Source organism: Leucobacter faecis (genome assembly GCF_054456695.2).
Genome location: NZ_JBTJER020000001.1, coordinates 23919 through 49632 on the forward strand (window position 1 = coordinate 23919; position 25714 = coordinate 49632).

Consider the following 25714-nt stretch of genomic DNA (forward strand, 5'->3'; position numbering starts at 1 on the left):
CGTGGCAAGTAATTGCCGCGCCTTTTCCACAACGTAGAGGATTCACACATGACGAGCCAAGCCACAAAAACTGCTGAACAGGTATTTGCCGAGCTTGATGCGTATCGCTCACTTGAGGCAAAGCAGCAGCCCAGTTGGCTTGATCCGGAGGCAGCGCGTGCCGCGTCGGCCGAACTAGCCACCCAGCCCCCGCTTGTTTTTGCGGGCGAAGCTGACCAGCTGCGCGAGCGCCTTGCCGCCGCCGCCCGCGGCGAAGCCTTTCTGCTGCAGGGAGGTGACTGCGCAGAGACGTTCGCCGCGGCCACCGCAGATAAGATCCGTGACCGGGTGAAGACGATCCTGCAGATGGCGGTCGTGCTGACGTACGGCGCGTCGATGCCCGTGATCAAGGTCGGGCGCATGGCGGGTCAGTTCGCCAAGCCGCGCTCAAGCGACACCGAGACTCGCGAGGGCGTTACGCTGCCCGCCTACCGCGGCGACATCGTGAACGGTTACGACTTCACTCCCGAGTCGCGCCAGCCCAACCCCGATCGGCTCGTGCAGGGCTATCACGTGTCGGCGTCGACGCTCAACCTGATTCGTGCGTTCACGCAAGGGGGCTTTGCCGACCTGCGCCAGGTGCACGAGTGGAACAAGGGTTTCGTGTCGAACCCCGCGAACCGTCGTTACGAGTCGCTCGCGGCAGAGATCGATCGCGCGCTCAAGTTCATGGACGCGTGCGGTGTTGACCACTCGGCGCTCACCTCGACTGAGTTCTACGTGAGTCACGAGGCGCTGTTGCTCGACTACGAGCGCCCGATGGCGCGCATCGACTCGCGCACCGGCAACCTGTACGACACTTCGGGGCACATGCTCTGGATCGGTGAGCGCACTCGTGACATTGACGGCGCGCACGTCGAGTTCCTGTCGCACGTGCATAACCCGATCGGCGTGAAGCTCGGGCCGACGACCCAGGTTGATGATGCGCTACGCCTCATCGACAAGCTCGACCCCGAGCGCACGCCAGGTAGGCTCACATTCATTACGCGCATGGGCGCTGGCAAGATTCGCGATGTGCTACCGGGCCTCCTCGAGGGCGTGCGCGACGCTGGGGCAACCCCGCTGTGGGTGACCGATCCGATGCACGGTAACGGCATCACGACGGCCAACGGCTACAAGTCACGCCGGTTCGACGATGTAATGAACGAGCTGATGGGCTTCTTCGAAGCACACCGCGAGGTGGGCACGTTCCCGGGTGGCATCCACGTCGAGCTCACCGGTGATGACGTCACCGAGTGCCTTGGCGGCTCCGAGAACATCGACGAGGAGGCGCTCGAGAACCGCTACGAGTCGCTGTGTGATCCGCGTCTCAACCACATGCAGTCGCTCGAGCTTGCCTTCCAGGTGTCTGAGGAACTCAAGCAGCGGCACTAAGAAGCGGCGAGGCACGATCTCGCTGTGCGCTACAGCGAGATCGTGCTCTTCACCCTGATCTCGGTGCCGGCAGGAACCTCGGTGCCGCTGGCGGGGTCGGTTCCCGTGGCCTTTGCCAGGTTACGCAGTGCATCAGGCACGAGCGTTGTCGGTTCGAAGCCTGCTGCGACGAGAGCGTCCATGGCCTCCTGGAGCGCCATGCCCGCTACGTCTGGCACGGCAAACAGCTCTGGTCCGATCGAGACTACAAAGCCGACCGCGTCGCCGGGGCGCACAGGGTCGGTAGAGAGCACAAGGTCGAGTACAGTGCCGGCCGGAGCCTCAGCGTCATGCACTTCTTGCCTGAGGTCTCCGCTCAGCACCAGATCAGCCTTCTTTACCTTCTTGGTGGCCTCGGCCTCGGTGAGGCCGGTGACACTCGGTAGCGCGCCGAGCGATACGACGACGTCGATTACGGCCTGCTCAGAGTATGTATCGCCGACCGGTTCGCCGTCAGCGCCGAGCGCAGCGAGCACGGTTCCTTTCGCGACGTCAGAGAACCGTTCCTCGGCCACCCCACCAAACTTGAAGTGTGCGCCTGTGATCTCGGCCTTTGCATCCTTCTGTGAGAGCCCCACGATGGTGGGCACGGGCAGTTGGGCAGGCCCGGTGGACTGGCACAGCTGCACGCTTGTGCCCCGGTTCACCCGCGATCCGGCCGCTGGGTCTGTGCTCACAGCGAGACCGGCTTCGACCTCGAGGCTTGAACAGTCGATGACCTCGCCGGTCAGAGACACCTCGCCCAGCAGCATCAGCGCATCGTCTACGCTCTCGCCCGCGACGAGCGGCACAGTAGCCTGCGAGCCCGGGCCCTGGCCAAACCACCAACCTGTGCCACCAGCAATCACGATGGCCGCCGCCGCGATCGCCGCGATCGTGCGCCCTCGTCGTTTGCGCAGGTGGGCGGCCTGGGCCGCTCGGTCAATCGGGGTGAGGTCAGCTGTTGGCGGCGTGGGCGGCGGTAACGCCGGTTCTTCGAGCGCGCCCAGCTGCGCTTCGGTCAGCACGGCGGTTGACGGTGTGAACGTCGTAGTGGGTGCCAGATCGGGCAGCACAGTCGTGCCCGCGTGCGCCGCCATGAGCTGCGCCGTGCCGTTCGCGATGCTGCGCAGGTGCACGAGGGCCGCGCCAGCGTCGAGCGGGCGCGCGGTGGGTTCACGTTGCGTGAGCCAGCGCACAAAATCGTCGAGTTCGGGCGTCGACTCACGGCTCACAAGGGACGGAGCAGGCACGTCAGAGTGGGCGTGCTGGTAGGCAATCTGCATGGGCTGCTCACCCGTGAAAGGCTGCACGCCCGTGAGCATTTCGTACACCATGATGCCAAAGGCATAGAGGTCGCTGCGGGCGTCTGCAATGCCGCGGGTGACGAGTTCGGGGGAGAGGTACGCGATGGTACCGAGAAGTGCCTGCCCCGTGGTCGTGTTCGCGCTGACGGCTCGAGCCAGGCCGAAGTCGCCGAGTTTGATGCGGCCATCATCGGCGAGCATGACGTTCTCGGGCTTCAAATCACGGTGCACGATGCCCGCTTGGTGCGCAGCTGAGAGACCAGCGAGAATCGCTTCACCGATCTCGAGGGTCTGCTCTCGTGTGAGCGACCGCTGCTGTTTCAACAGGTCTCGCAGTGTAATGCTCGGCAGGTACTCCATGACGAGGTAGTTGCGGCCAGAGTCGTAGCCCTGGTCAAACACATTCACCAGGTTGGGGTGTGCGAGACCCGCTGCGCTACGCGCCTCTTGGTCGAAACGGCGACGAAAGTTCTCGTCCTCGGCCAGGTGCTCATGCATGACCTTGACCGCGACCCGGCGTTCAAGTCGCAGATCGTTTGCGAGGTACACCATCGCCATGCCGCCGCGGGCAATACGCGACCGAATCGCGTAACGGCCGTCGAGCGTGTGCCCGATCATCGGGTCGGTAGGCGCTTGGGTCACCCCAAGAGTCTACGAAACATTCTTGGGCACGCGCCCGTCGCACGCCGTAAGCGAAGCGAAATCGCCCAGGGCCCCGCAATTTGCGGCCTGCCGATTGCGCCCGCCTCCGTGCGGTGGCAGAGTTAGGGGCGTGTCACACAGCAACGCTTCAGAATCCGAACTGCTCACTATCGCCGACCTGGTGGAGCGCTTTGACGCATCACCGGGTCGCATTCACCGCATGATCGAAGACCACCAGCTCGCTACCGTGCGCGTTGAAGGTGCACTGCGGATCCCCGCAGAGTTCGTGCAGGGCAACCAGCCGCTGCCCGCACTGCGCGGCACGCTGCTCGTGCTGCTCGACGCAGGGTTTGCTAACGATGAAGCCGTTGACTGGCTCATGACCGTCAACGACGAGCTCGGCGAACGGCCCATCGACTCGCTGTCGCGCGGCAATAAGGCGGCAGTGCGGCGGGCGACGCAGGGGCTCGCTTTCTAGCGCTCTTCGATCCGGATCACGCACCGGGCCCGCATGCCGGGCCCGGTGCGTTGTTTATTTGTGCAGCTGAAGAGCTGCGCCGTGCCGCGCGCTCGGCCAACCCCGGATACAGAAATATGCGCGACTACTTCCGCTTAAGCCTGCGCCAGAAACGGAACTAGTCGCGCATATTTTACTTTCGTCACGCGGTGGCGCTCGTGGACACGTGCCCCGTCGACTGGCCTGGCATTCACACGCCACTACCGTGTCCACCCATGCCTGCGCGCCGATGATTGACCGAGGCGACAATATTTAGGTGGTCACTAATTAGGTCGACGCGGCGGGCGACGCAGGGGCTCGCTTTCTAGCGCTCTTCGATCCGGATCACGCACCGGGCCCGCATGCCGGGCCCGGTGCGTTGTTTATTTGTGCAGCTGCAGAGCTGCGCCGTGATGAAGAGCTGCGCTGGGTTTATGAGCTGCGCTGTGTTTATGAGCTGCGCTGTGCCGCGCGCTGGGCCAACTGCGTCAGTAGATGCGCCGCATCGGGCCGCAGCGGCGAGTCCTGCAGAGCGGCCGAGGCGCGCTCCACATTGCGCGCGATCATTGTTTCAAGTTCTTCCACAGCGCCGCTGTCGGCGATTGTGCGCTGTAGCATGTGCACCTCTTCGGCATCGAGCTCGGTGCCGAGCATGTCGTCGAAGATGTTGCGCTGCGTTTGGGGCAGAGTATCTCGGGTGAGAGTTACGAGCACCGTGCGCTTGCCCTCAATGAGGTCATCGCCCGCAGGCTTGCCCGTGACCTGTTCGTCACCGAACACGCCCAAGAGGTCGTCGCGCAGCTGAAACGCCACACCGATGGGCAGCCCAAAAGCAGCGAGGGCGCTCTCTTGCGAAGCGTCTGCCCCGGCGAGGGCCGCGCCCACGAGCAACGGCGCCTCGACGCTGTACTTGGCCGACTTGTACACGAGGACCCGTGTTGAACGCTCGAGCTGCTCGTTGTGCGCCGCAAAAAGAGGCTGCTGCTCTTCGAGTACATCGAGGTACTGTCCGAGCGCTACCTCGCTGCGCATGCGGTTAAAGTGCGCGCGAGCTTGATCGCCGCGGTCGCGGTCGACGGCGGCGCAAGCCGCCTGCATGAGCTCGTCAGCCCACGATTGCAGTAGGTCGCCCACGAGCAGCGCCGAGGCGACGCCAAAGTGGTCTGCGTCCCCTCGCAGCCCTTCGCGGCGGTGCAGCGCAGCGAAACTGCGATGCGTCGCCGCGCGGCCACGGCGCGTATCTGAACGATCAATGATGTCATCGTGAATCAGTGCTGCCGCGTGAAACAGTTCGAGCGCGCAGGCAGCGTCGAGCAGCGCACCGAACTCATCGTCGATCTCACCCGCCACATCGAGATGACGCACCGCGCGATATCCGAGAATCGCGAACTGTGCGCGAAAGCGTTTGCCTCCCTGCAGAAACTGGGTCACCTCATCGAGCACCGCACTGGTGTCGGGCCCGAGGGGGGCTAAGGCATCACGGTGCCGCCCCAGCGTGTCGTTGATGCGCTCCTGAAGAAGCCCTGCGAGTCGAGTCGTTTCGTCCACGCAACTAGCCTACTTCGAGGCGGGCCGCGTAGACTGTGCATAGAAAGTATTGGAACGGTCGGGAGGGTCGTCATGGCGCTGTCAGAACACGAGCAGCGACTGCTTGACGAGATGGAGCGTGGGCTCTATCAAAGCGAGGCCGACGTTATGCAAACGGTCTCAGGCAGTCGTCGCCGAGTAAATTATCGTTCGCTGGTGCTGGGTATCATCCTGGCGCTGGTCGGCATTGGAGTGCTGGTGGGCGGCGTGGCCGCTCAGCAGTTGTGGCTCGGCCTTATTGGGTTCGCTGCAATGCTCGGTGGTGTGTTGTTGATGTTTACACCGGGTAAAGCAGACGTCCCCGAGCCCGGCGAGAATGCGTCGGGGCATTCTGGCGGCCAGCGCAAGGAGCGCACTCCGCGCGAATCGTTTAGCGACCGCATGGAGCGTCGCTGGGACGAGCGCATGGAGGGCGACCGCTAGGTAGTTCTCGCCTCAAGCTTATTGGGCCGTGGTGCATCGCACCACGGCCCTTTTTTCTTGCCCAAAAGTTTCGCGTGACACGCAGTGCAGGCGCAGGCACAGCAAATCCCCTCCACTCGGCTCCCTTACGGGGGTATGCGCGTGGTGCGGCGCATAAACACGCGGATTTGGCGTGCCCTGAAATGGCGCGGTCGCGGGTGAACTGGTGGTGACCCCGGCGCGATTTCGCAATATCAAACAGGAATTGGTGAAGTTTGGCGTGAAGTGGATGAAAGTGGAGTAGTCTGTGAAACCAAGTCGAGCTGAGGGGAGATTCCGTGCTTCTAGGAACCTTCACGCCCAGGCTCGACGAGAAAGGGCGGCTGATTTTGCCCGCCAAGTTCCGCGGCAAGCTCGCTGAAGGCCTCGTGATCACACGCGGCCAAGAGCGTTGCCTGTACGTGTTCAGCGAGAGTGATTTTGCTGAGATGCACGAGCGTGTGCGCCTCGCCCCCGTGTCGTCTAAACAGGTACGCGATTACATGCGCGTCTTTCTGTCTGGCGCACACGCGGAGGCCCCAGACAAACAGCACCGGGTGACGATCCCGCAGGCCCTGCGTGAATACGCCGGGCTCGATCGTGAACTCGCTGTTATTGGTGCGGGCTCCCGCGCAGAGATTTGGGACGCGCAGGCCTGGCAGCGGTACTTGACTGAGCAAGAAGCGGCGTTTGCGGCAATCGAGGAGGAGGTGATTCCGGGACTGTTCTAGCCCGGGACCACATGACTACACACGAAACTAGGGACCCGAGTGCGTTGCACACCCCCGTGCTACTCGAGCGCTGCCTCGAGCTTTTGGCCCCGGCGGCCGCGCGCGAGGGGGCCGTCGTCGTAGACGCCACGCTCGGCATGGGTGGCCACAGCGAGGCGCTGCTTGAAGCGAATCCAGGCCTCACCGTGATCGGCCTCGATCGCGACACCGAGGCACTCGGTCTCGCGGGCGAGCGCCTCAAACGGTTTGGTGACCGCGCGATCCGGGTGCACGCGGTGTATGACGAGATCGCCGAAGCGATCGCGGGCGTGGGCCACCCCAAGATCGACGGCGTACTGTTTGACCTCGGAGTGTCGTCGCTGCAGCTTGACGACGCCGAGCGCGGCTTCGCGTACGCGCAAGACGCGCCGCTCGACATGCGCATGGACCAGACACGCGGCGAAACCGCGGCCGACGTGCTCGCGAGCGCGAGCGAGGGGCGGTTGCGCGCGATCTTCGAGCGGTACGGCGAAGAACCCCTCGCGGGCCGCTACGCACGCGCGATCATCGCTGCGCGCGCGGACGCGCCGCTCTTGCGCAGCGGCCAGCTGGTCGACGTGCTGCAGCAAGCGACGCCCGCGGCGGTACGCGACCAACGACACCCCGCCAAGCGCGTGTTCCAGGCGCTCCGGATCGAGGTCAACGGCGAACTGAGTGTGCTCGAGCGCGCGATCCCCGCGGCGCTTGATTCCCTGACCGTGGGCGGCCGGGCGGTCATCATGTCTTACCAGTCGCTGGAAGACCGCGCCATCAAGCGTGAACTCGCCAAGCGAAGCAAATCAACCGCGCCAGCAGGGCTGCCGGTGGAGCTGCCAGAGCACCGCCCGGAGTTCAAGCTACTCACTCGCGGTGCTGAGCTCGCGAGCGATGAAGAAAAGGAACGCAACCCGCGCGCTATTCCCGTGCGGCTGCGCGCCGCTGAACGCCTACGGGACACGCGATGAGTGCGCAGACTTCACCCATCTACAACGCCCCGCTTCGGCGGCCTCACTGGGAGGGAGAGCGCGAACGACAAGACCACCTGCGTCTTGCGCCGAGCGTGCGGCGCAAGATCGGTCGTAGCCCGGTTGTGGCGTCGCTCGTGGCAGTGGGCATCGTGCTCGCAATTTTCGCAACGCAGCTGGGGCTCAGCATCGCAATTTCGCAGGGGGCGTACGAGGCACGTGCGCTCGAAGTCGAGCAGCGTGACCTGGGCCGCGTCGAACGCGTGCTGTCCCAGAACGTGGGCAAGCTCTCGTCACCGCAGAACCTCGCAGAAAACGCGGCAGGGCTTGGCATGGTGCAAAATGCGAGGCCTGCCACGCTGCGTCTGAGCGATGGCGTCGTACTCGGCACGCTGGAGTCGGTCACAAGCGACCCACGCGGCAACATCATCCCCAATGCAACGCTCGAGTCAATGCCCGTTGTCGATGCAGCGGGACTGCTTGTGCCGCGCGCCGCGAGCGCGCAGTCAGCGCCAAGCCAACCCCCCGTTCGGTGGAAGGGCAAACTGCCCGCCCCGAACACCCATTAAGCGTCTCGTGAGGGGAGCCACGGAATGTTGATCTTGCGCGGTACCGGGCTGCGCCGCACGGCCGCCCTCTTCATCGTGGTGGTGATGAGCCTGCTGTTTCTCGTGCGGCTCGTTGATGTGCAGGTGGTGTCGGCCGCCGCGCTCAACAGTGATGCCCTTGAAAAGCGGGCGGTACCCGTCACCGTGCCGAGTTTGCGCGGTGACATTGTCGACCGCAACGGCATGGTGCTTGCCACGACAGACGAGCGCTACGATGTGCAGCTGTCGCCCAAGAACACGACGCTCTACGGCGGCAAATTTTGGGGGCCCGACCTCGAACGCGGTGCGGGCACGGTTGAAGTCACGACCGAGGAGGCGTACGCGCAGATCGGTGAGGTCACCGGGCAATCAGTCGCCGAGATTCGGAAGATCGTGGACGATGCCCTCGAAGAAAACCCGAAGTCTGACTTCGCGTACGTTAAGCGCTCGATTGACCTTGAGCAGCTCAATAAGCTCAAGGCGCTCAGCATTCCGTGGCTCACCTTCGACTATCACCACAAGCGCACGTACCCCAACGGTGCGATCGCCGGTAACGTCATCGGGTTCTCGGGCATGGACGAGGTAGCGCAGGCGGGTGTTGAGCTCTCACAAGAGAAATGCTTGACGGGCGTTGACGGTATGGAGACGTATGAGCGTAGCGCAGACGGAGTGGCGCTGCCGGGCAGCGTGGTTGTTGAACGTAAAGCGGTCAACGGAGGCACCGTCGAACTCACGATCGACCGAGATCTGCAGTGGGAAGCGCAGCAGAGCATTAACGCACAGGTGCAAGATGTAGCGGCCGCCTGGGGGTTGCTCGTCATCATGAACGTGAAGACCGGCGAACTAGTCGCGGTCGCCGAGGACGGCTCTGTCGACCCCAACGACGTGGACGCGTCTGACCCGGCAAAACTCAACGCGCGCTCGTTTGTTGCCCCCTATGAGCCAGGTTCGACGTTCAAGATGATCACGGCGGCCGCGCTCATCGACCAGGGCCTCGCTACCCCCGCGACGCAGAACCTCACCCCCGATTACCTGGAGCCCGAGGCCGGCGTGCGGTTCGGCGACTCCTTCAACCACGAGCCCATGCAGTGGACTCTTGCGGGTATTTTGACGCAGTCCTCGAACGTGGGCACGGCGATGCTCGGTACGCAGTTGGACGCAGAACTTCGCTACGACTACCTGCAGAAATTTGGCATTGGTGTGGCGACAGAAGCGGGGCTGCCGCTTGAAGACTCGGGCCTGCTCTACCCGGCTGATCAGTGGGACAGACAAACCTCTTACAACACCACCTTTGGGCAGGGGCTGTCGTCCACCATCGTGCAGACAGCGAGCGCGTACCAGGCGATCGCGAACGGCGGCACACGTGTGCCGCCTACGCTCGTAAAGAGCTGCACCGGTGCTGACGGCGATGTCACCACGCCCGAGCACGGCGACCCAGTAACTGCTGTAGGAGAGGACACCGCCGATCAGGTGATGGCCATGCTCGAAACGGTTGTCGCCGAGGGCTGGTTCCACGACATCGTGTCGATTCCCGGGTACCGGATCGCAGGCAAGACGGGTACCGCCGAGCAGTCAGATGGTCAGGGTGGGTACCGCGGGGACTACGTGCACAGCTTCGCTGGTGTCTTCCCTGCCGAGGATCCCCAGTACGTCGCGGTAACATCGATTGCGTACCCTACGGCAGGTGACGGAGGTGTCGCGGCACTCACCGCGTTTCGCGAGGCCGCCGAGGCCACGATCCGTACCTTCCAGATCCCGCCGTCTACGGGGGAGTTCACCCCACTCCCCACGGAGTATTGATTTCAGCCTGCAGGAGGCACCACCCCGTGAGTAATGCGCTCAGCATCCGTCCGCACGATCCATCGCCCGTTCCGCTCGCGGAGCTGGCCCGCAGATTCGAGCTGCGCGGCGCGACCCCCGAGACCCTCACTGATATCGCAGATGCCTATGTGACGGGTGTGTCATTGAACTCGCGAGACGTACGCAAGGGAGACCTGTATGTCGGCATGCCGGGCGCGAACCGGCACGGCGCTGAATTCGCCAGCGCCGCGGCAGACAGTGGCGCGGCCGCTATGCTCACCGACGCGCGTGGCGCCGAACTTGCGGCGGGCGTGTCCCTGCCCGTCCTCGTGACTGACGTGCACCCGCGTAGCGTGATGGGCGAAATCTCGGCCGCGGTGTATGGCACCGACCAGTTTCCTGGGCTCCTGTGCGGCATCACTGGCACGAACGGCAAGACGAGCGTCGTGTACGTGCTCGCAGAGCTGATGCGCGCTGCGGGCCTCGTGCCCGGCCTGAGCTCAACCGCAGAGCGCCGAGTGGGCGACGAGGTAATCCCCGCCGACCTCACGAGCCCTGAATCGTGTGAACTGCACGGGCTGCTCGCGCGCATGGCCGAGCGCAGCGTCGAAGCGGTCGCCATTGAGGTCTCGGCGCAGGCCGTGGTGCGACACCGACTTGACGGCGTGCACTTCGACGTAGTCGCGTTCAACAATTTCTCGCAGGATCACCTCGACGAGTTCGGTGACCTCGAGACCTACTTTGCGGCCAAGCTCGCGCTCTTCACCCCTGAGCATGCAACGCGTGGTGTGGTGGTCGTTGATTCACCCTACGGTCAGCGGATCGCACGCGAATCACAGATTCCGGTGACGCGACTCGCGACCGAGTTTGGGCAACAGGCCGACTGGCACCTCGCCGTCACCAGGCAAACGCTCGATGCGGTCTCGTTCGTGTTGCAGGGGCCAGAGGGTGCCCACTTTAGAGGCAGCGTGCCGTTGTTTGGCAAGTTCATGGCCGAGAACGCGGCCATTTCGCTGATCATGCTGCACGAAGCGGGGATCCCGCTCGCACAGATCGAGGCGGGTCTCGAGCGAGGCCGGATCCCGGTGTATATTCCGGGCCGCCTCGAGGAGATGACAACACCCGACACGACGGGGCCTCGATTTTTCGTAGACTACGGTCACACTCCGGGCTCATTCGAAGCGATGCTGGAGGCACTCGCTGAGGTCGCGCCGGGCAAAGTGATCTTTATGTTTGGTGCAGACGGTGACCGCGACACCACGAAGCGCGAAGAAATGGGTCGCATCGCGGCTGCGGGGTCCGACACGTTGATCGTGTGCGATTACCACCCGCGTTCTGAGCCGCCCGAGGCCATTCGCGCCCAGCTCATCGCGGGCGCGAAGGCTGCGCGCCACGCAACAGTGATTGAGGAGGGCGATCCGCGCAAGGCCGTGCGTCTCGCCATTTCGCTTGCGGAGCCGGGTGACGTTATCCTGTATGCCGGTCCCGGACACGAGGACTATCAAGAAGTCGCGGGCCAAAAGCTTCCATATTCAGCCCGCGACGAGGTACGCGCGGCGCTCCGCGAGGCAGGACTTCTCAAGTGATTGAACTCACCCTCCAAGAGGTTGCTGACGCAACGCGCGGGCGACTGTTCGTTGGCACCAGCGGTGCCACCGGCGCCACAACCGTGCGCGGCGAGTCACAGACTGACTCGCGCGAGGTCACTCCGGGCAACATTTTCTTTGCCCGCCGGGGCGAAGAAACCGACGGCCACCTGTTTGCGGCTGGGGCCGTCGACGCGGGCGCAGCGCTGCTCATCGTTGAACGAGAAATCGATGCGCGAGTGCCGCAGATCGTCGTTACCGACGCCACCGATGCGCTCGGCGCGCTCGCGACCGAGGTTGTGCGCCGGGTACGCGCAAGCGACGACCTCAAGATCGTCGGCATCACCGGCTCCAACGGTAAAACCACCACCAAGAACCTTGTGGCGGCGATGGCCGAGCTCGTTGGCACGACTGTCGCCTCGGCGAAGTCGTTCAACAACGAGGTCGGCGGGCCGCTCACGATGCTGCGCGTGCAGCACGACACCCGCACACTGGTCGCCGAAATGGGCGCCAGCGGCGAGGGCGAGATCGCACGGCTCACCGCGATGGCACCGCCCCACATTGGCGTTGTGCTGTCTGTCGGGCTCGCGCACGCCGGCGAGTTTGGTGGCATTGAAACCACCTTCCGCACCAAGAGCGAGATGGTGCGAGACCTGCCCGCGACTGCGGTCGCGGTGCTCAACCGCGACGACGCCCGGGTAGCGAAGATGGCAGACCTGACGGCAGCGCGCGTGCGCTGGTTTGGCCGTCACCCCGAAGCAGAAGTGCGTGCGAGTGATGTAGATTCGTCGGCCGAGGGCACGCGCTTCACGCTGAACTATGCGGGTGAGAGCTTGCCCGTACACTTCCGCGTGCTCGGCGAACACCACGTGATGAACGCGTTGGCCGCCGCGGCCGTGGGCATTGAGCTGGGTTTGACACTCACGCAGATCGTGGGCGTGCTCGAAGCGGCGACGCTCGCGGCGCCCGGCCGCATGGAGGTGCTCGGGGGGCGCGACGGCGTCACGATCATCAACGATGCGTACAACGCGAGCCCCGACTCGATGAGCGCCGCGCTGCGCACACTCGCCCAGGTGCGCAAGCCCGAGGGGCGCACCGTCGCCGTGCTCGGTGCAATGAGCGAACTCGGCGAGTTCACCATCCAGGAGCACATTCAGGTGGGGCTGCAGGCAGTGCGCCTGCGCATTTCTGAGCTCGTCGTCGTGGGCAAAGAGGCCAGGCACCTGCACATTAGCGCCATCAACGAGGGCTCCTGGGACGGCGAGAGCGTGTTCTTTGAAACCCAAGACGAGGCCTACGAATACCTCACGCAGACGCTACGCGCGCACGACACCGTGATGGTCAAATCTTCAAACGCCGCGGGCCTACAGCGTCTCGGTGACCGACTCGGGGAGGCCTACGCATGATCGCGTTGCTCATTGCTGGCGGTTTCTCGCTGCTCTATTCGCTGCTATTGACGCCGCTGTTTGTGCGCGGCTTCAATAGGCTCCGTTGGGGGCAGCCGATTCGCGTCGACGGGCCTAAGGACCACGAGGTGAAGCGCGGCACGCCCACGATGGGCGGGCTGATCTTTTTGTCGGGCACCGTGATCGCGTACTTCGTGGGCAAACTGGTGATGGGGGAGACCCCAACGCCGTCGGCACTGTTGGTGCTGCTCATGGCGGTGGGCGCAGGCCTCGTCGGATTTATCGACGACTTTATGAAGACGCGCCAGCAGCAGTCGGCGGGGCTCGGCGGCTGGGCCAAGGTTGCGGGCCAGATCGCGATCGCGGTCTCGTTCGCCATGCTTGGCCTGCAGTTCGCAAACGAGAACGGGCTCACCCCCGCCTCAACGCACATCTCTATCTTCAGAGACCTGCCGTTTGACTTCATGATCTTCGGCCCCATCGCAGGCATCATCTTGTTCATCATCTGGGTGATGGTCATCGTAACGGCCACCACCAACGCTGTGAACGTCACAGACGGCCTCGACGGCCTCGCGGCTGGCGCCGCCATCTTCGCCTTCGGCTCCTACCTCGTGATTGGCTTCTGGCAGGCGGCGCAGGCCTGCGCCGCGACCGCCAACGAAGCGGGCTGCTACGACGTGCGTGACCCCATGGATCTCGCGGTCGTCGCGGCCGCGTTTCTCGGCGGCCTGGCCGGCTTCCTGTGGTGGAACACGAACCCGGCCCAGGTCTTCATGGGTGACACCGGATCAATGGGCATCGGCGGCGCGATCGCCGCGCTCGCGATTCTCACCCACACCGAGCTGCTGCTGCTGCTCATCGGCGGTCTTTTCATCATCGAGACCGGATCAGTGATTCTGCAGCGCATCTACTTCAAGATCACGAAGGGCAAGCGCATCTTCTTGATGAGCCCCATTCATCACCACTTCGAGCTCAAAGGCTGGGCCGAGGTGACGGTGGTCGTACGGTTCTGGCTCATCGCCGGGCTGTTTGTCGTGGTGGGCGTAGGCGCCTTCTACGGTGAGTGGCTGTTGCAGCAGTAGCAACAGTTGCAACGACCGATATCGCAGCGAACCAAGTTTCATCGACGGAGCCAGACATGACCGAACACACTTCATCCTCAGTGAACGCGGCGCACCGCGTCGCGCAGCTGTCAAGCTGGCATCACGACTGGAGCGGCCTGCGGGTCGCGGTGCTCGGCCTCGGTGTAACGGGCTTCTCGGTGGCTGACACCCTGGTGGAGCTGCGGGCGCGGGTGCGCGTGGTCTACGGCAGCCCTGATCCGGAGCGAGAGCGATTGCTCGATGTGATCGGAGCCGAGCGATTCACGGCAGCGGGCAATGATGAGCAGCTCGCGGACTTGCGCGCGTTCGCACCCGAGCTCGTGGTCGTGTCGCCCGGGTACCGCCCCGATCATCCGCTCACCACGTGGGCGGCCGAGCAGGGCGTGCCGGTGTGGGGCGACATCGAGCTGGGATGGCGACTTCGTGACAAGACGCCGCGCGTCGCCGACTGGATCTGCATCACCGGCACAAACGGCAAGACGACTACCACCCAGCTCACAGCGCACATGCTGCAGGCGGCTGGCCTGCGGGTAACACCCGCGGGCAACATCGGCACGCCGATCCTCGATGCGCTGCGCGATCCGCAGGGGTACGACGTACTCGTGGTCGAGCTGTCGAGCTTTCAGCTTGAACGGCTGGGCGAGATCTCACCCTACGCGAGCGCATGCCTCAACTTTGCCGACGACCACCTCGACTGGCACGGCAGCGCGGGGGCTTACTGGGCCGCGAAAGCGCGCGTGTACGAGCACACCCAGGTCGCATGCGTCTACAACCGCATCGACGAAGCGACCGTGCGCATGGTCGAGGGTGCCGACGTGATCGAGGGCGCGCGCGCAATCAGCTTCGGCCTCGACGCACCGCCACCCAGCGGGTTCGGTGTTGTCGACGGGCTGCTAATCGACCGCGGATTTCACGCCGAGCGGCACTCGGAGGCCTTCGAACTAGTGACGCTCGAAGAGCTGGCGGGGCGGGGCATCGCCCAGCCACACATGGTGCAGAATGTGCTCGCCGCGAGCGCCCTCGCGCGGGCACGCGGCGTCGAACCGGCGGAGATCGCGAGCGCGATCTTGAGCTTCGTGCCGGATCAGCACCGTGCCGAACAGCTCGGCGCGATCGGCGGGGTTCAGTTCGTTGACGATTCGAAGGCAACAAATGCGCACGCGGCAGACGCGTCGTTGCGCGCGCTCGATGGTGTCGTCTGGATCGTAGGCGGGCTGCTGAAGGGCGTCGACATTGAGGCTCTCGTCGCGACACACGCTAATCGTCTGCGCGGGGCCGTGGTGATCGGTCAAGACCGCGGCGTCGTGCTCGCAGCGCTCGCCCGGCACCTGGGAGACAAGCCCGTCGTTGAAATCACCCTGGACACGGGCGACCCGGTGATGGTGGCCGCTGTGCAGGCCGCCGCCGAGATGGCGCAGCCCGGCGATACCGTGCTGCTCGCACCCGCGGCAGCATCCATGGACCAGTTCAGTGACTACGCCGCGCGCGGCCGCAGCTTCCAAGCCGCGGTGCGAGCGCTGGGATAATAGCCGTGCCCGCGACGAGCAGCGCCGGGAGCTGGCGAGCGCGCATTCACCTGGGTGCAGCCCTCAAACCGGGCTCCGACCGCACGGTGGCGGCCCTGTACGGCATCACGCTGTTGCTCGTGGGCATCGGCCTGATCATGGTGCTCTCGTCATCGTCGATCATGTCGTACCTGAGCGACCAGGGTTTCTTTGGCGGGTTCTGGCGTCAGGCGACCTTCACCATCATCGGGCTGCCGCTGATGCTCATCGCGGCCGCCATGCCTGTCGCCTTCTGGAAGAAGTGGGCGTGGGGGTTTTTAGGCCTCGGCATCGCGCTGCAGCTCTTGGTGTTCACGCCCCTGGGTATCGAAGAATATGGCAACCGCAACTGGATTCAGATCGGTGCCATCAACGCACAGCCATCTGAAGCGCTCAAGCTCGCCCTGGTTGTGTGGATCGGCGCGGTGTTGCTGCGCAAAGAAAAGCTGCTGGGCAACATGTGGCACGAGCTGATCCCGGTCGTGTTGCCCGGCGCGATCGTTGCGCTGGGCGTCGTGCTACTCGGGCACGACCTCGGCACCGTGATCATCATGGCCGCGCTCGTCATCGGTGCCATGTACTTTGGTGGCGTGAGCGGCAAGAGCTTGGGCGTCGTCTCGGGGTTGGGGCTCCTAGGCGTGCTGCTGTTCGTTGTCACCAGCAGCAACCGTATGGCGCGCCTGTTCGAACACGCTGGCGGCAGCGAAGATTACAGCGGTCTCGGCTGGCAGGCGACCCACGGCCTGTGGGCGCTCGCGGGCGGCGGTCTCTTCGGAGTCGGGCTTGGTAATTCGAAGGCCAAATGGTCCTGGCTACCGGCCGCAGACAACGACTATATTTTTGCGATCATCGGTGAGGAACTCGGGCTCATCGGAGCGCTGCTCGTCATCGCACTGTTCGTTGTGCTCACCGTCGTGATGCTGCGCGTGATCTCTCGGGCCAGGGATCGCTTCGGTAAGGCAGTGGTCGGTGGCGTGCTCGTGTGGATCGTGGGCCAGGCCTTCGTCAACATCGGTGTGGTGATCGGTATTTTCCCGGTGCTCGGTGTGCCCCTCCCGCTCATTAGCGCGGGTGGCACCGCCCTCATCGCCTGCCTCCTCGCAATAGGCGTCGTCATATCGATTGCCCGCGACGGTGCGGCGTACCAGCAAGAACTCGCCCAGATGAACGGAAGGAAATAGGTCATGACGAACTACCTGCTCGCGGGCGGTGGCACCGCAGGCCACGTCAACCCCCTGCTCGCGCTCGCAGATCTCATTCGCGCGACCGAGCCAGACGCGACCATCACCGTGCTTGGCACGCGCGAGGGGCTTGAAGCGCGGCTCGTGCCCGAGCGCGGCTACGAGCTCGTGACGATCGAACGCCTGCCCTTCCCGCGCCGACCCAATGCGGCCGCGCTCAAGTTTCCGGGCCGCTTCGCGCGTGCAGTGAGGCAGACTCGTGCGCTCATCAGGGACCGCAAGATCGACGTGATCGTTGGCTTTGGCGGGTACGCTGCGGCCCCCGCATATCGCGCGGGCGCAAAGGAGCGCACCCCCATCGTGATCCACGAGGCCAACGCCAAACCCGGCCTCGCGAACAAGCTGGGGGCGCGAGCGACCAGATTCGTGGGCGTGACCTTCCCTGGCACTCCGATCCGGCACGCGCGCGTGACCGGCATGCCGCTGCGACCCGAAATCACGGGTCTTGACCGTGCAAGCCTCGCCGCGAGCGCGCGCGAACACTTTGGGCTTGAACCGGGCAAGCGCACGCTGCTTGTCACGGGTGGGTCGCTCGGCGCGCGCGCCATCAATGAGGGCATCTCAGGATCGGCTGAGGCGATTACCGCGGCCGGCGTGCAGGTGCTGCACATCTGGGGCGGGCTCACCGAGGTGCAGGACCCGGGTGTTCCGGGGTACAGCGTGCTCGAATACTGCGACCGCATGGATCTGGCTCTCGCAGCGTGCGACCTCGCTGTGTCGCGCGCCGGATCAACGACCGTGAGTGAACTGGCCGGACTCGGCGTGCCTGCCGTGTTCGTGCCCTATAGCCACGGTAACGGTGAGCAGCGGTTCAACGCCGCGAGCGTGGTGCACGCCGGTGGCGCGCTGCTTGTGGAAGACGGTGTGCTTGGACCCGACTGGGTCAGGGGCACCCTGCTGCCGCTGATCACGGACGACGCGCGGCTCGCCGAGATGTCGAAGCGCGCTCGCGGCGCTGGCTCACTCGACGGAACTGAGCGGTTGCTCGCGCTCGTACACGAGGCAGCGCGCAGCTGAGCTGGGGTTCGAGCGTAGCCGCGCCGCCGAGCTCACGAATCTGACAGAGAGCGGGCAGAATCGCGAGCTCGGCGCGGTACGCTGGAGTGTCAGCTGACCCGCTAGGAGCGCACATGATCTACCCCGATCTCGAAATGGAAATCCCCGACAACCTTGGTCGGGTGCACTTCGTTGGGATCGGGGGCTCGGGCATGAGCGGTATTGCCCGCATGATGCACCAGGCCGGTGTCACCGTCACGGGCTCGGATCGAAGCGCCAACTACTCGACCGAGGCGCTCGAGGCTATCGGCATCAAAGTGTTCATCGGTCACGCGGCCGAGCATGTGGGCGACGCAGACACGCTGGTCGTTACCGGCGCGCTGTGGCAAGACAACCCCGAGTACCAGTACGCGCTCGCACACGGGCTACCCGTGCTGCACCGATCGCAAGCGCTCGCGTGGCTTGCGCGGGGCAAGCGCGTCGTCTCGGTCGCGGGCGCACACGGTAAAACGACCTCAACGGGCCTCGTCGTGACGGGATTGCTCGGCGCAGGCGCCGATCCCTCGTTCGTCAACGGCGGCATCATCGAGAGCCTCGGCGTCTCGGCCGCCCCGGGGTCAGACGAGCTATTCGTGATCGAGGCAGATGAGTCAGACAAGTCTTTCTTGCTGTATGACACCTCGATCGCGCTCATCACCAACGTAGACCCCGAGCACCTCGACTTCTACGGATCGCGCGAGGCGTTCATGCAGGCGTTTGTCGATTTCGCGTTGGCAGCGCGTGAACAGATCGTCATCTCGAGCGACGACCCGGGGGCACTTGAAGTGCTTGACGCGCTGCGCCAGACAGACGCCCATGCCCCCGTGCGTACCTTCGGCGAAGACCCGGCAGCAGACGTGCGGCTACTCGACGTTGACGACTCGGGCCCGGTTAAATTCACCGTTGAACTCAAGAACGGTCACGGCGAGCTCGAACAGCACAGCGCGCAGCTGTCGGTGTACGGCAAGTACAACGCCGTCAACGCGGTGGGCGCACTCGCTGTACTCACCGGCCTGGGATTTGATGCGGGAGAAGCGCTTGCCGCGATCGCGCAGTTCGGTGGCACGAAGCGACGCTTCGAGTTTCACGCCGACGTCGCGGGCGTACGCGTGTACGACGACTACGCGCACCACCCGACCGAGGTTGCTGCACTGCTGGAGTCGGCGCGAGCAGTCGTGGGGGAGGGCCGCCTCATTGCGATCCACCAGCCCCACCTCTACAGCCGCACGAGTCTGTTTCACCGTGAGTTTGCCGAAGCCCTCGAAACATGGGCAGACCACACGGTCGTACTCGCGGTTGATGGCGCGCGCGAGGATCCCGTGGAAGGCGTGACCGGCGCACTCGTTTCGAACGATTTCACTGACCCGGGCCGCGTTGCGTACGTGCCAGAGTGGGCTGACGCTGCCGAGTATCTCGCACGTATCGCTCGCCCCGGTGACGTGATGGTGACTATGAGCTGTGGATCTGTCTACCGCATCATTCCACAGGTCGTAGACGCGTTGCGCGCACGATTCGAGCCCGAGGGCGCGTGAAACGCCCGGGCGGGTTTGATCGAGAACCCGAACCGCCCCTTGCGCCGACGTCGAGGGAGGAACACGACGCGCCGGTGACCGAGGGGGGCACCGTCGACGAGTCGACGCACGCTGAGACGGCCGCTGGTGCGCCCCCGGAGTCGCCGATCCAGGGCGACCGCGCTGACGGCGGGAAAACGACCCCTGGGGTTGTTGCGACGGTGACGGGGGACGTACGTACGGGAGTCTCGCGCGCGCTGACCTGGGTAGGTGTCGGGGCACCGAAGGATCCGGTGCGTGCCGCCGATAGGCGCCTGCGCCAGGCCGCGCGCGCCAGACGCCGCAGTGAGCGTCGAGAACGTCGCCGTTTCGCCGATCAACTGCGCAAGCAGCGCCGTGGCCTGCTCGTCGCGGGAGGAACTATTGCGGCACTCGCACTGTTTGTTGCCCTCTGCGCGTTTACGCCGTTGACCGCGGTGCGTGACGTGCAGGTTTCAGGGGCGGCGGCAGTGCCCGAGGCTGACCTGCATCGCGCGCTCTCACGGTTTGAAGGTGTGCCGCTCGCTCTCGTCGACGACGGCGAGGTGCACGCTGCGCTCGAGGTGTTTCCGCTCATCCAGCGGTACAAGGTGGAGCGTGTTCCGCCGCATACCCTGCGCGTACAGGTAGAGGAACGGCTGCCCGTCATCGCTATTGAGAGTGACGGCGGGTTTGATCACTTCGACGCTGCCGGGGTAAAAGTGGGGGTGAGTGAGGGCGCCACCGAGGGCGTGCCCGTTGGTCAGGGCGCGATTAGCGATCTCGCCTCGCCCGCGTTCGGCGAGGCCGCGCGCATCATTCGTGACATGCCCACCGACCTGCGGGCTCAGGTGAGCACCGTCGAAGCGTCAGGGCCGCAAGACATCACTTTGATCTTGACAAGCGGCCTGCGCGTGGCGTGGGGTGATGACACGCACACGGCACGCAAGGCGGTCGTGCTGCAGACAATGCTGGGCGCGCTGGGCGATCGCCCGCTCGAGCTCATAGATGTGTCGTCCCCAGACGCACCCGTGTTTCGGTAACCGACTACATGAATTCGCGCATAATGTCGGATGGCGCGGCGTGTCTGATGCATGTGGGCCTGTAAAACCCCTAGCGTTAGGCCAGAAACGTATACAGCTATACTAACTTTTAACTTCAGGTAGAGGTTGAAGGTTGGAGGGGATTCACGTGGCAGCGAACCAGAACTACCTCGCGGTGATCAAGGTCGTCGGTGTGGGCGGCGGCGGCGTGAATGCCGTCAATCGGATGATCGAGCTCGGCCTGCGCGGGGTCGAGTTCATCGCCGTAAACACTGACGCCCAAGCGCTCCTTGCGAGCGACGCCGACGTGAAGCTTGATGTCGGCCGTGAGCTCACGCGCGGGCTTGGCGCGGGCGCCGACCCCGAGGTGGGTCGTCGCGCTGCTGAGGACCACGCCGAGGAGATCGAGGAGGCGCTAGCTGGCGCCGACATGGTGTTCGTTACGGCGGGCGAGGGTGGCGGTACCGGCACTGGTGCCGCACCCGTTGTGGCGCGCATTGCAAAGTCGATCGGGGCGCTCACGATTGGTGTGGTGACCAGGCCGTTTAGCTTTGAGGGTAAGCGTCGCGCGGCGCAGGCCGACGCTGGCGTACACACGCTGCGCGAAGCGGTCGACACGCTCATCGTTGTGCCGAATGACCGGCTGCTCGACATCAGTGAGCCCGGCATTAGCATGATCGAGGCATTCGCGGCGGCCGACCAGGTGCTCCTGGCGGGCGTGTCTGGCATCACTGACCTCATCACCACGCCGGGTCTCATCAACCTCGACTTTGCCGACGTGAAGTCAGTGATGCAGGGGGCCGGGTCTGCCCTGATGGGTATCGGCTCGGCGCGGGGCGCGGATCGCGCGATCAAGGCTGCTGAGCTTGCGGTCGCCTCACCCCTACTCGAAGCTTCCGTTGAAGGAGCCCACGGAGTGCTCTTGTCCATCCAGGGCTCCTCGAACCTCGCGCTGAGCGAGATCTATGAAGCCTCGACGCTCGTGCAAGACGTTGTGCACCCCGAGGCCAACATCATTTTCGGCACGGTCATCGACGACACGCTCGGGGACGAAGTGCGTGTGACCGTGATCGCTGCCGGCTTCGACGACGACGGCTCGCCCACACCCGCGGTCGTGCCCGAACGCGGGCGTCGCGGCAGCCACGTGGAGCGGCTTGAAGACGTGCCAGCTCCCGTCGCTTCAGAGGCTACCGGGCTCGGTTTTCCCGGCTTCAAAACCACGCCGCAGCGCGAAGCAGAGAACCGAGCGCCTGCCACGGGTCAGTTCGGTGAGGTGCTCTCGAACCCCCCGGTTGAAGCGCAGCTCCCTGATCCGGCCTTCGACGGCGACGATGACGATGACCTCGACATCCCCGAGTTTCTGCGGTAAAAGGCGATGACAGAGGTGGCTTCACCCGCGTACCCGGGGTTGGGCGACAGGTTAGCGCTGATCCGGAGCGAGATCGCAGGCGCGTGCCGCGATGCCGGGCGCGCGCCCGAGAGCACCACGCTCATTGTGGTGACCAAGTTTCACCCGGCGAGCCTCGTTCGTGAGCTCGCCGGGCTCGGCGTGCACGACGTTGGCGAGAACAGGCACCAAGAGGCGCAAGATAAGGCCGCGGAGCTCGCAGATCTCGATCTGAACTGGCACTTTATTGGACAGCTGCAGACCAAGAAGGCTCGGCAGGCCGCCCGGTATGCCAGCGCGATCCATTCGATTGATCGAGAACGGCTCGTTGACGCGCTCGCGCAGGGCGACCGGGTGATCGACGCGTTCGTGCAGGTCAACCTCACCGATGATCCGGGACGAGGGGGCGTTGCCCCCGCCGAGCTCGAGCGACTCGCCGAGCGAGTGCTGGAGGCCCCGGCCCTGCGCCTTCGCGGCGTGATGGCGGTCGCGCCGCTTGAAGAATCGCCCGAGAGTGCATTTGCACGCCTTGCCAAATACTCAGAGCGGGTGCGGGCACTCGCGCCCGAGGCGACCGACATCTCTGCGGGAATGACGCACGATTTTGCCGCGGCGATCGCGGCCGGGGCGACACACCTGCGCATCGGCAGCGCAATCACAGGCAAACGACCAGAGCACCTGTAGTCTCGTACCATCGCACCGTTGGGAGATAACGATGAGCAACCCACTAAAGAAGACCATGGTGTTCCTGGGCCTCGCTGAGGAGGACCTCGAGGGGCAGCAGGCAACGACGACACCGTCTCGGCCTGAAAAGGTGACGAGTGCTGCGTCGTCCTCGACGACGTCTGCTGCCGAGCCTGCTCGTGCGGCGCAACCCAAGGCTGCCGCGGTGACCCCGCTGCGGCGTGTGACACCCGCCCGGCAGGCTGCGCCGCAGCCCATGAGTGAGATCTTCACGATGCGTCCCACGGCGTACAGTGACGCTACAGTCATTGCCGAGAACTTTCGCGAGGGTGTGCCGGTGATCATGAACCTCTCTGCGATGCCCGATGGCGATGCGAAGCGGCTCATTGACTTTGCGAGCGGCCTCACGCTTGGGCTCCACGGCAGCATCGAGCGGGTCACCAGCAAGGTGTTCTTGCTGACGCCAGAGCACATTGAAATTGCGGGCGAGGACTCTGTGCGCGATGAGAGTGGCTCCTTCTTCGTTACTCCGACGGCGTAACAGGTGGAGGTTGTTTTCGCGATCGGCACGGTTCTGCGGCTGGCGATTCGGCTCTTTATTATTGTGCTGTGGGCGAGGCTCATCATCGACTGGGTGATGATTTTTAGCCGCAACTTTCGTCCGCGCGGTGCGGTCGCTGTACTGGTTGAGCTGGTCTACAGTGCGACAGACCCGCCCATCAAGATGTTTCGTAAACTCCTGCCACCCATCAGGCTGGGCCAGGTGTCCATCGACCTGGGCTGGATCCTCACGCTCGTAAGCTGCTGGATTCTGCTCGCCATCATTCCCGGCTTCGCATAGCGCGCCGTGCACAAACGGTGCGTTATTTGCTAGCGTAGCTTGTAGACCACGCGGGTGGTCCCGAATCGAAAGAGACGTAACCATGGCCTTGACTCCAGAAGATGTCGTGAATCAGAAATTCACGATCACCAAGTTTCGTGACGGCTACGATCTGGATCAGGTCGATGACTTTCTCGACCAGATTGTCGAAATGCTGCGCGAGCACGACGAAGAGAAGACCGCGCTCAAGCAAGAGATCGATGAGCTGACAGCGAAGCTCGCCGCATGCAAAGCTGGCGCTGGCGTCCCTGCCGCTGACGTGTCAGAGCAGACGATTGTCGTTGAGGCCCCTGCGCCTGCTCCTGTGCCGGAGCCCGCCCCTGCTGCCGAGCCCGCGCCGGTCGTCGCAGCGGCTGGTGGTACGCAGCCCGACGCGATCAAGTCGAGCGCTATGCTGCAGCTCGCGCTCGAGCTGCACGACAAGCACGTGCACGAGGGTGAGACGACCCGCGATCGCCTCATCAACGAGGCCGAGAACAAGCGTGATCAGATGATCAACGACGCAGAGCGTACCGCGAAGCAGCTGGTGCAGGACGCCCAGGAGCAGCGTGCAGAAGAGCTGCGCATTCTTGGTGACGAGCGCAGCGACCTGCAGTTCAAGATCAAGGATCTGCGCCAGTTCGAAGGCGAGTACCGTTCGACGCTGCGCTCGTACATTCAGTCGCAGCTGCGCGGACTCGATGGTTCGCCCGAGCCCTCGGGCGCTCCCGAGGGTCTCCAGTAGTACCCCGGGTGAGCACGTCTCAAACGACTGCGCGGTCTCGCCGCGGGTGGCACGTTCCCGTGCTGCTCGCGGCGATTGCCGCGCTCGTGCTTACGGTCGACCAGGTCGCGAAGAACTGGGTCGTCGCACACCTCGTTGAGGGGCAAACTGTGCCCGTCCTGGGTGACTTTTTGCGCTGGCACTTTGTGCGCAACCCCGGCGCCGCATTTTCGATGGCCAGCGGCTCGACCTGGATCTTTACGATCTTGGCGGTCGCTGTCGTCGTCGTGATCTTGTGGCAGCTGCGACGGCTACGGTCGTGGCCCTGGGCGGTCTTTTTGGGGCTTCTGCTCGGTGGTGTGCTTGGTAACCTCACCGATCGTCTCACCCGCGAGCCAGGCTTTCCAGAGGGCCACGTGATTGATTTCATCTCAACACCGTGGATGTGGCTGGGTTTTCCAGAGGCTATCTACAACATTGCAGACATCGCGATTGTCAGCGGAATGGTGTTGTTCGTCGTGATTACACTGATCGGTCTGCCGATCGACGGGACCGGGCGACATGGTGGCGCAGGTCAAGCTGATGAGGCCGCTGAGGGCGACCCTCAAGAAGGATCGAATGCAACACCGTAGTCTCCCTGTTCCCGATGGTCTGGCGGGCGAACGCGTCGACGCAGCGCTCGCGAAACTGATGGGCTTCTCACGCAGTTTTGCTGTCGAAATTGTGCAGGCGGGTGGCGTGCTGCTTGACGGTCGCGCGCTCGCAAAATCTGATCGACTCTCGGCGGGCTCATGGCTTGAAGTGTCGTGGGAAGAGAAGCGCGGCCCAGAAATAGTGCCCGTGCACCTCCCAGAGCTCGGCATTATTCACGACGATGAAGACATCGTCGTGATTGATAAGCCCGCCGGCGTGGCCGCCCACCCCTCACTCGGGTGGGAAGGGCCCACCGTGCTCGGGGCACTCGCGGGCGCGGGCTTTCGGATCGCTACCTCTGGTCCTCCCGAGCGACAGGGGATTGTGCACAGGCTCGACGCAGGCACGAGCGGGCTCATGGTGGTTGCCAAGAGTGAGCGCGCCTACTCCGATCTCAAGCGTGCGTTCAAAGCGCGCGAGGTGGACAAGATTTACCACACGGTAGTTCAGGGACACCCTGATCCGTTTGCGGGCACCATTGAAGGTGCTATCGGCCGGCACCCCGGCCACGAATGGAAGTTCGCTGTTACGAGCGACGGTAAGCCATCAGTCACCCACTACGAAACGCTTGAAGCGTTTCCGTATGCGACCCTCCTCGAAGTGCAACTTGAAACGGGCCGCACCCACCAGATTCGCGTGCACATGTCAGCGCAGCGGCACCCGTGCGTGGGGGACTCGATGTATGGGGCCGACCCGACTCTGACCGAACGGCTGGGGCTCACGCGCCAGTGGCTGCACGCTATGCGGCTCGGGTTTAGGCACCCGGGTACGGGGCTGCTCGTCGAATACGAAAGCGTGTACCCGGCTGACCTTCAGCACGCACTCGACGTTCTCGCTGTGTGAGGCCCGCGCGGGCGTAAAGCGTACCGCGTAAC

24 protein-coding genes are annotated in these 25714 nt (G+C 64.3%); 22 read left to right on the top strand and 2 right to left on the bottom strand.

The genetic code is table 11. The features are described from left to right. Window positions 1–48 precede the first annotated feature (48 nt). Entirely contained in the window at window positions 49–1413 is a 1365-nt protein-coding gene (locus ACXR2W_RS00110; RefSeq protein WP_458815447.1) for a class II 3-deoxy-7-phosphoheptulonate synthase, read from the top strand. A gap of 29 nt (window positions 1414–1442) precedes the next feature. Here ACXR2W_RS00110 and pknB read toward each other — a convergent pair whose 3' ends face one another. Beyond that, the gene (pknB, locus tag ACXR2W_RS00115) at window positions 1443–3380 is read right to left on the bottom strand and encodes a Stk1 family PASTA domain-containing Ser/Thr kinase (RefSeq protein WP_458815449.1); all 1938 of its coding nucleotides are present in this window, start codon (window positions 3378–3380) and stop codon (window positions 1443–1445) included. Between the two features lie 130 nt (window positions 3381–3510). Between pknB and ACXR2W_RS00120 the strand changes: the two genes are divergently transcribed. Then, window positions 3511–3858 (top strand): Rv2175c family DNA-binding protein, encoded by a 348-nt coding sequence (locus ACXR2W_RS00120; RefSeq protein ID WP_458815451.1) that lies wholly within the window; start codon window positions 3511–3513, stop codon window positions 3856–3858. Window positions 3859–4326: 468 nt separating this feature from the next. Here ACXR2W_RS00120 and ACXR2W_RS00125 read toward each other — a convergent pair whose 3' ends face one another. Next, a complete protein-coding gene (locus tag ACXR2W_RS00125; RefSeq protein ID WP_458815453.1) occupies window positions 4327–5424 on the bottom strand; it encodes a polyprenyl synthetase family protein in 1098 nt (365 codons plus the stop codon). A gap of 72 nt (window positions 5425–5496) precedes the next feature. Here ACXR2W_RS00125 and ACXR2W_RS00130 point away from each other — a divergent pair, with 72 nt between their 5' ends. From ACXR2W_RS00130 to ACXR2W_RS00225, 20 genes are all read left to right on the top strand, one after another. After that, window positions 5497–5886 carry an SCO2097 family morphological protein gene (locus ACXR2W_RS00130; protein ID WP_458815455.1) on the top strand — a complete coding sequence of 130 codons (390 nt, stop codon included), beginning with the start codon at window positions 5497–5499 and terminating at the stop codon, window positions 5884–5886. Between the two features lie 317 nt (window positions 5887–6203). Next, window positions 6204–6635 (top strand): division/cell wall cluster transcriptional repressor MraZ, encoded by a 432-nt coding sequence (gene mraZ / locus ACXR2W_RS00135; protein WP_458815457.1) that lies wholly within the window; start codon window positions 6204–6206, stop codon window positions 6633–6635. Window positions 6636–6646: 11 nt separating this feature from the next. Next, window positions 6647–7618 carry a 16S rRNA (cytosine(1402)-N(4))-methyltransferase RsmH gene (gene rsmH / locus ACXR2W_RS00140; RefSeq protein WP_458815459.1) on the top strand — a complete coding sequence of 324 codons (972 nt, stop codon included), beginning with the start codon at window positions 6647–6649 and terminating at the stop codon, window positions 7616–7618. Further along, on the top strand, window positions 7615–8187 hold the full coding sequence (gene ftsL, locus ACXR2W_RS00145; RefSeq protein ID WP_458815461.1) for a cell division protein FtsL: 573 nt from the start codon (window positions 7615–7617) through the stop codon (window positions 8185–8187). The genes rsmH and ftsL overlap by 4 nt, the downstream gene beginning before the upstream one ends. A 24-nt stretch (window positions 8188–8211) precedes the next feature. After that, window positions 8212–10005: a peptidoglycan D,D-transpeptidase FtsI family protein gene (locus ACXR2W_RS00150; RefSeq protein WP_458815463.1), complete on the top strand. Its 1794-nt coding sequence runs from the start codon at window positions 8212–8214 to the stop codon at window positions 10003–10005. 26 nt (window positions 10006–10031) lie between these two features. Further along, complete coding sequence (locus ACXR2W_RS00155; RefSeq protein WP_458815465.1) at window positions 10032–11591, top strand: Mur ligase family protein; 1560 nt, start codon at window positions 10032–10034, stop codon at window positions 11589–11591. Beyond that, window positions 11588–12997: a UDP-N-acetylmuramoyl-tripeptide--D-alanyl-D-alanine ligase gene (locus ACXR2W_RS00160; protein ID WP_458815467.1), complete on the top strand. Its 1410-nt coding sequence runs from the start codon at window positions 11588–11590 to the stop codon at window positions 12995–12997. Before ACXR2W_RS00155 ends, ACXR2W_RS00160 begins: the two co-directional genes overlap by 4 nt. After that, window positions 12994–14079 (top strand): phospho-N-acetylmuramoyl-pentapeptide-transferase, encoded by a 1086-nt coding sequence (gene mraY / locus ACXR2W_RS00165; RefSeq protein ID WP_458815469.1) that lies wholly within the window; start codon window positions 12994–12996, stop codon window positions 14077–14079. Before ACXR2W_RS00160 ends, mraY begins: the two co-directional genes overlap by 4 nt. 56 nt (window positions 14080–14135) lie before the next feature. Continuing rightward, the gene (gene murD, locus ACXR2W_RS00170) at window positions 14136–15626 is read left to right on the top strand and encodes a UDP-N-acetylmuramoyl-L-alanine--D-glutamate ligase (protein ID WP_458815471.1); all 1491 of its coding nucleotides are present in this window, start codon (window positions 14136–14138) and stop codon (window positions 15624–15626) included. A 5-nt stretch (window positions 15627–15631) separates the two neighbouring features. After that, a complete protein-coding gene (locus tag ACXR2W_RS00175) occupies window positions 15632–16825 on the top strand; it encodes a peptidoglycan glycosyltransferase FtsW (RefSeq protein ID WP_458815473.1) in 1194 nt (397 codons plus the stop codon). A 3-nt stretch (window positions 16826–16828) separates the two neighbouring features. After that, on the top strand, window positions 16829–17902 hold the full coding sequence (locus ACXR2W_RS00180; protein ID WP_458815475.1) for a UDP-N-acetylglucosamine--N-acetylmuramyl-(pentapeptide) pyrophosphoryl-undecaprenol N-acetylglucosamine transferase: 1074 nt from the start codon (window positions 16829–16831) through the stop codon (window positions 17900–17902). Between the two features lie 113 nt (window positions 17903–18015). After that, a complete protein-coding gene (gene murC / locus ACXR2W_RS00185; RefSeq protein WP_458815477.1) occupies window positions 18016–19452 on the top strand; it encodes a UDP-N-acetylmuramate--L-alanine ligase in 1437 nt (478 codons plus the stop codon). Between the two features lie 74 nt (window positions 19453–19526). After that, window positions 19527–20492, top strand: coding sequence for a cell division protein FtsQ/DivIB (locus tag ACXR2W_RS00190; RefSeq protein WP_458815479.1), 966 nt, complete (start codon window positions 19527–19529; stop codon window positions 20490–20492). A gap of 148 nt (window positions 20493–20640) precedes the next feature. After that, a complete protein-coding gene (gene ftsZ / locus ACXR2W_RS00195) occupies window positions 20641–21861 on the top strand; it encodes a cell division protein FtsZ (protein ID WP_458815481.1) in 1221 nt (406 codons plus the stop codon). Between the two features lie 6 nt (window positions 21862–21867). Continuing rightward, complete coding sequence (locus ACXR2W_RS00200; RefSeq protein ID WP_458815483.1) at window positions 21868–22563, top strand: YggS family pyridoxal phosphate-dependent enzyme; 696 nt, start codon at window positions 21868–21870, stop codon at window positions 22561–22563. A 31-nt stretch (window positions 22564–22594) separates the two neighbouring features. Next, complete coding sequence (locus tag ACXR2W_RS00205) at window positions 22595–23104, top strand: cell division protein SepF (protein ID WP_458815485.1); 510 nt, start codon at window positions 22595–22597, stop codon at window positions 23102–23104. Window positions 23105–23107: 3 nt separating this feature from the next. Then, window positions 23108–23404, top strand: a complete 297-nt coding sequence (locus ACXR2W_RS00210) for a YggT family protein (protein ID WP_458815487.1) — start codon at window positions 23108–23110, stop codon at window positions 23402–23404. 82 nt (window positions 23405–23486) lie between these two features. Further along, on the top strand, window positions 23487–24167 hold the full coding sequence (locus ACXR2W_RS00215) for a DivIVA domain-containing protein (protein WP_458815489.1): 681 nt from the start codon (window positions 23487–23489) through the stop codon (window positions 24165–24167). 8 nt (window positions 24168–24175) lie between these two features. Then, window positions 24176–24778: a signal peptidase II gene (gene lspA / locus ACXR2W_RS00220; protein WP_458815491.1), complete on the top strand. Its 603-nt coding sequence runs from the start codon at window positions 24176–24178 to the stop codon at window positions 24776–24778. Then, window positions 24765–25682 carry an RluA family pseudouridine synthase gene (locus tag ACXR2W_RS00225; RefSeq protein WP_458815493.1) on the top strand — a complete coding sequence of 306 codons (918 nt, stop codon included), beginning with the start codon at window positions 24765–24767 and terminating at the stop codon, window positions 25680–25682. The genes lspA and ACXR2W_RS00225 overlap by 14 nt, the downstream gene beginning before the upstream one ends. The last annotated feature ends 32 nt before the right edge of the window (window positions 25683–25714 follow it).

What these genes read in the sequence shown, in the direction of transcription:
- murC (WP_458815477.1), top strand. Translation starts at nt 18,016, where the DNA reads ATGATCTACCCCGATCTCGAAATGGAAATCCCCGACAACCTTGGTCGG.
- ACXR2W_RS00180 (WP_458815475.1), top strand. Translation starts at nt 16,829, where the DNA reads ATGACGAACTACCTGCTCGCGGGCGGTGGCACCGCAGGCCACGTCAAC.
- ACXR2W_RS00150 (WP_458815463.1), top strand. Translation starts at nt 8,212, where the DNA reads ATGTTGATCTTGCGCGGTACCGGGCTGCGCCGCACGGCCGCCCTCTTC.
- mraY (WP_458815469.1), top strand. Translation starts at nt 12,994, where the DNA reads ATGATCGCGTTGCTCATTGCTGGCGGTTTCTCGCTGCTCTATTCGCTG.
- murD (WP_458815471.1), top strand. Translation starts at nt 14,136, where the DNA reads ATGACCGAACACACTTCATCCTCAGTGAACGCGGCGCACCGCGTCGCG.
- ftsL (WP_458815461.1), top strand. Translation starts at nt 7,615, where the DNA reads ATGAGTGCGCAGACTTCACCCATCTACAACGCCCCGCTTCGGCGGCCT.
- ACXR2W_RS00110 (WP_458815447.1), top strand. Translation starts at nt 49, where the DNA reads ATGACGAGCCAAGCCACAAAAACTGCTGAACAGGTATTTGCCGAGCTT.
- ACXR2W_RS00205 (WP_458815485.1), top strand. Translation starts at nt 22,595, where the DNA reads ATGAGCAACCCACTAAAGAAGACCATGGTGTTCCTGGGCCTCGCTGAG.
- rsmH (WP_458815459.1), top strand. Translation starts at nt 6,647, where the DNA reads ATGACTACACACGAAACTAGGGACCCGAGTGCGTTGCACACCCCCGTG.
- ACXR2W_RS00130 (WP_458815455.1), top strand. Translation starts at nt 5,497, where the DNA reads ATGGCGCTGTCAGAACACGAGCAGCGACTGCTTGACGAGATGGAGCGT.
- ACXR2W_RS00225 (WP_458815493.1), top strand. Translation starts at nt 24,765, where the DNA reads ATGCAACACCGTAGTCTCCCTGTTCCCGATGGTCTGGCGGGCGAACGC.
- ACXR2W_RS00200 (WP_458815483.1), top strand. Translation starts at nt 21,868, where the DNA reads ATGACAGAGGTGGCTTCACCCGCGTACCCGGGGTTGGGCGACAGGTTA.
- ACXR2W_RS00215 (WP_458815489.1), top strand. Translation starts at nt 23,487, where the DNA reads ATGGCCTTGACTCCAGAAGATGTCGTGAATCAGAAATTCACGATCACC.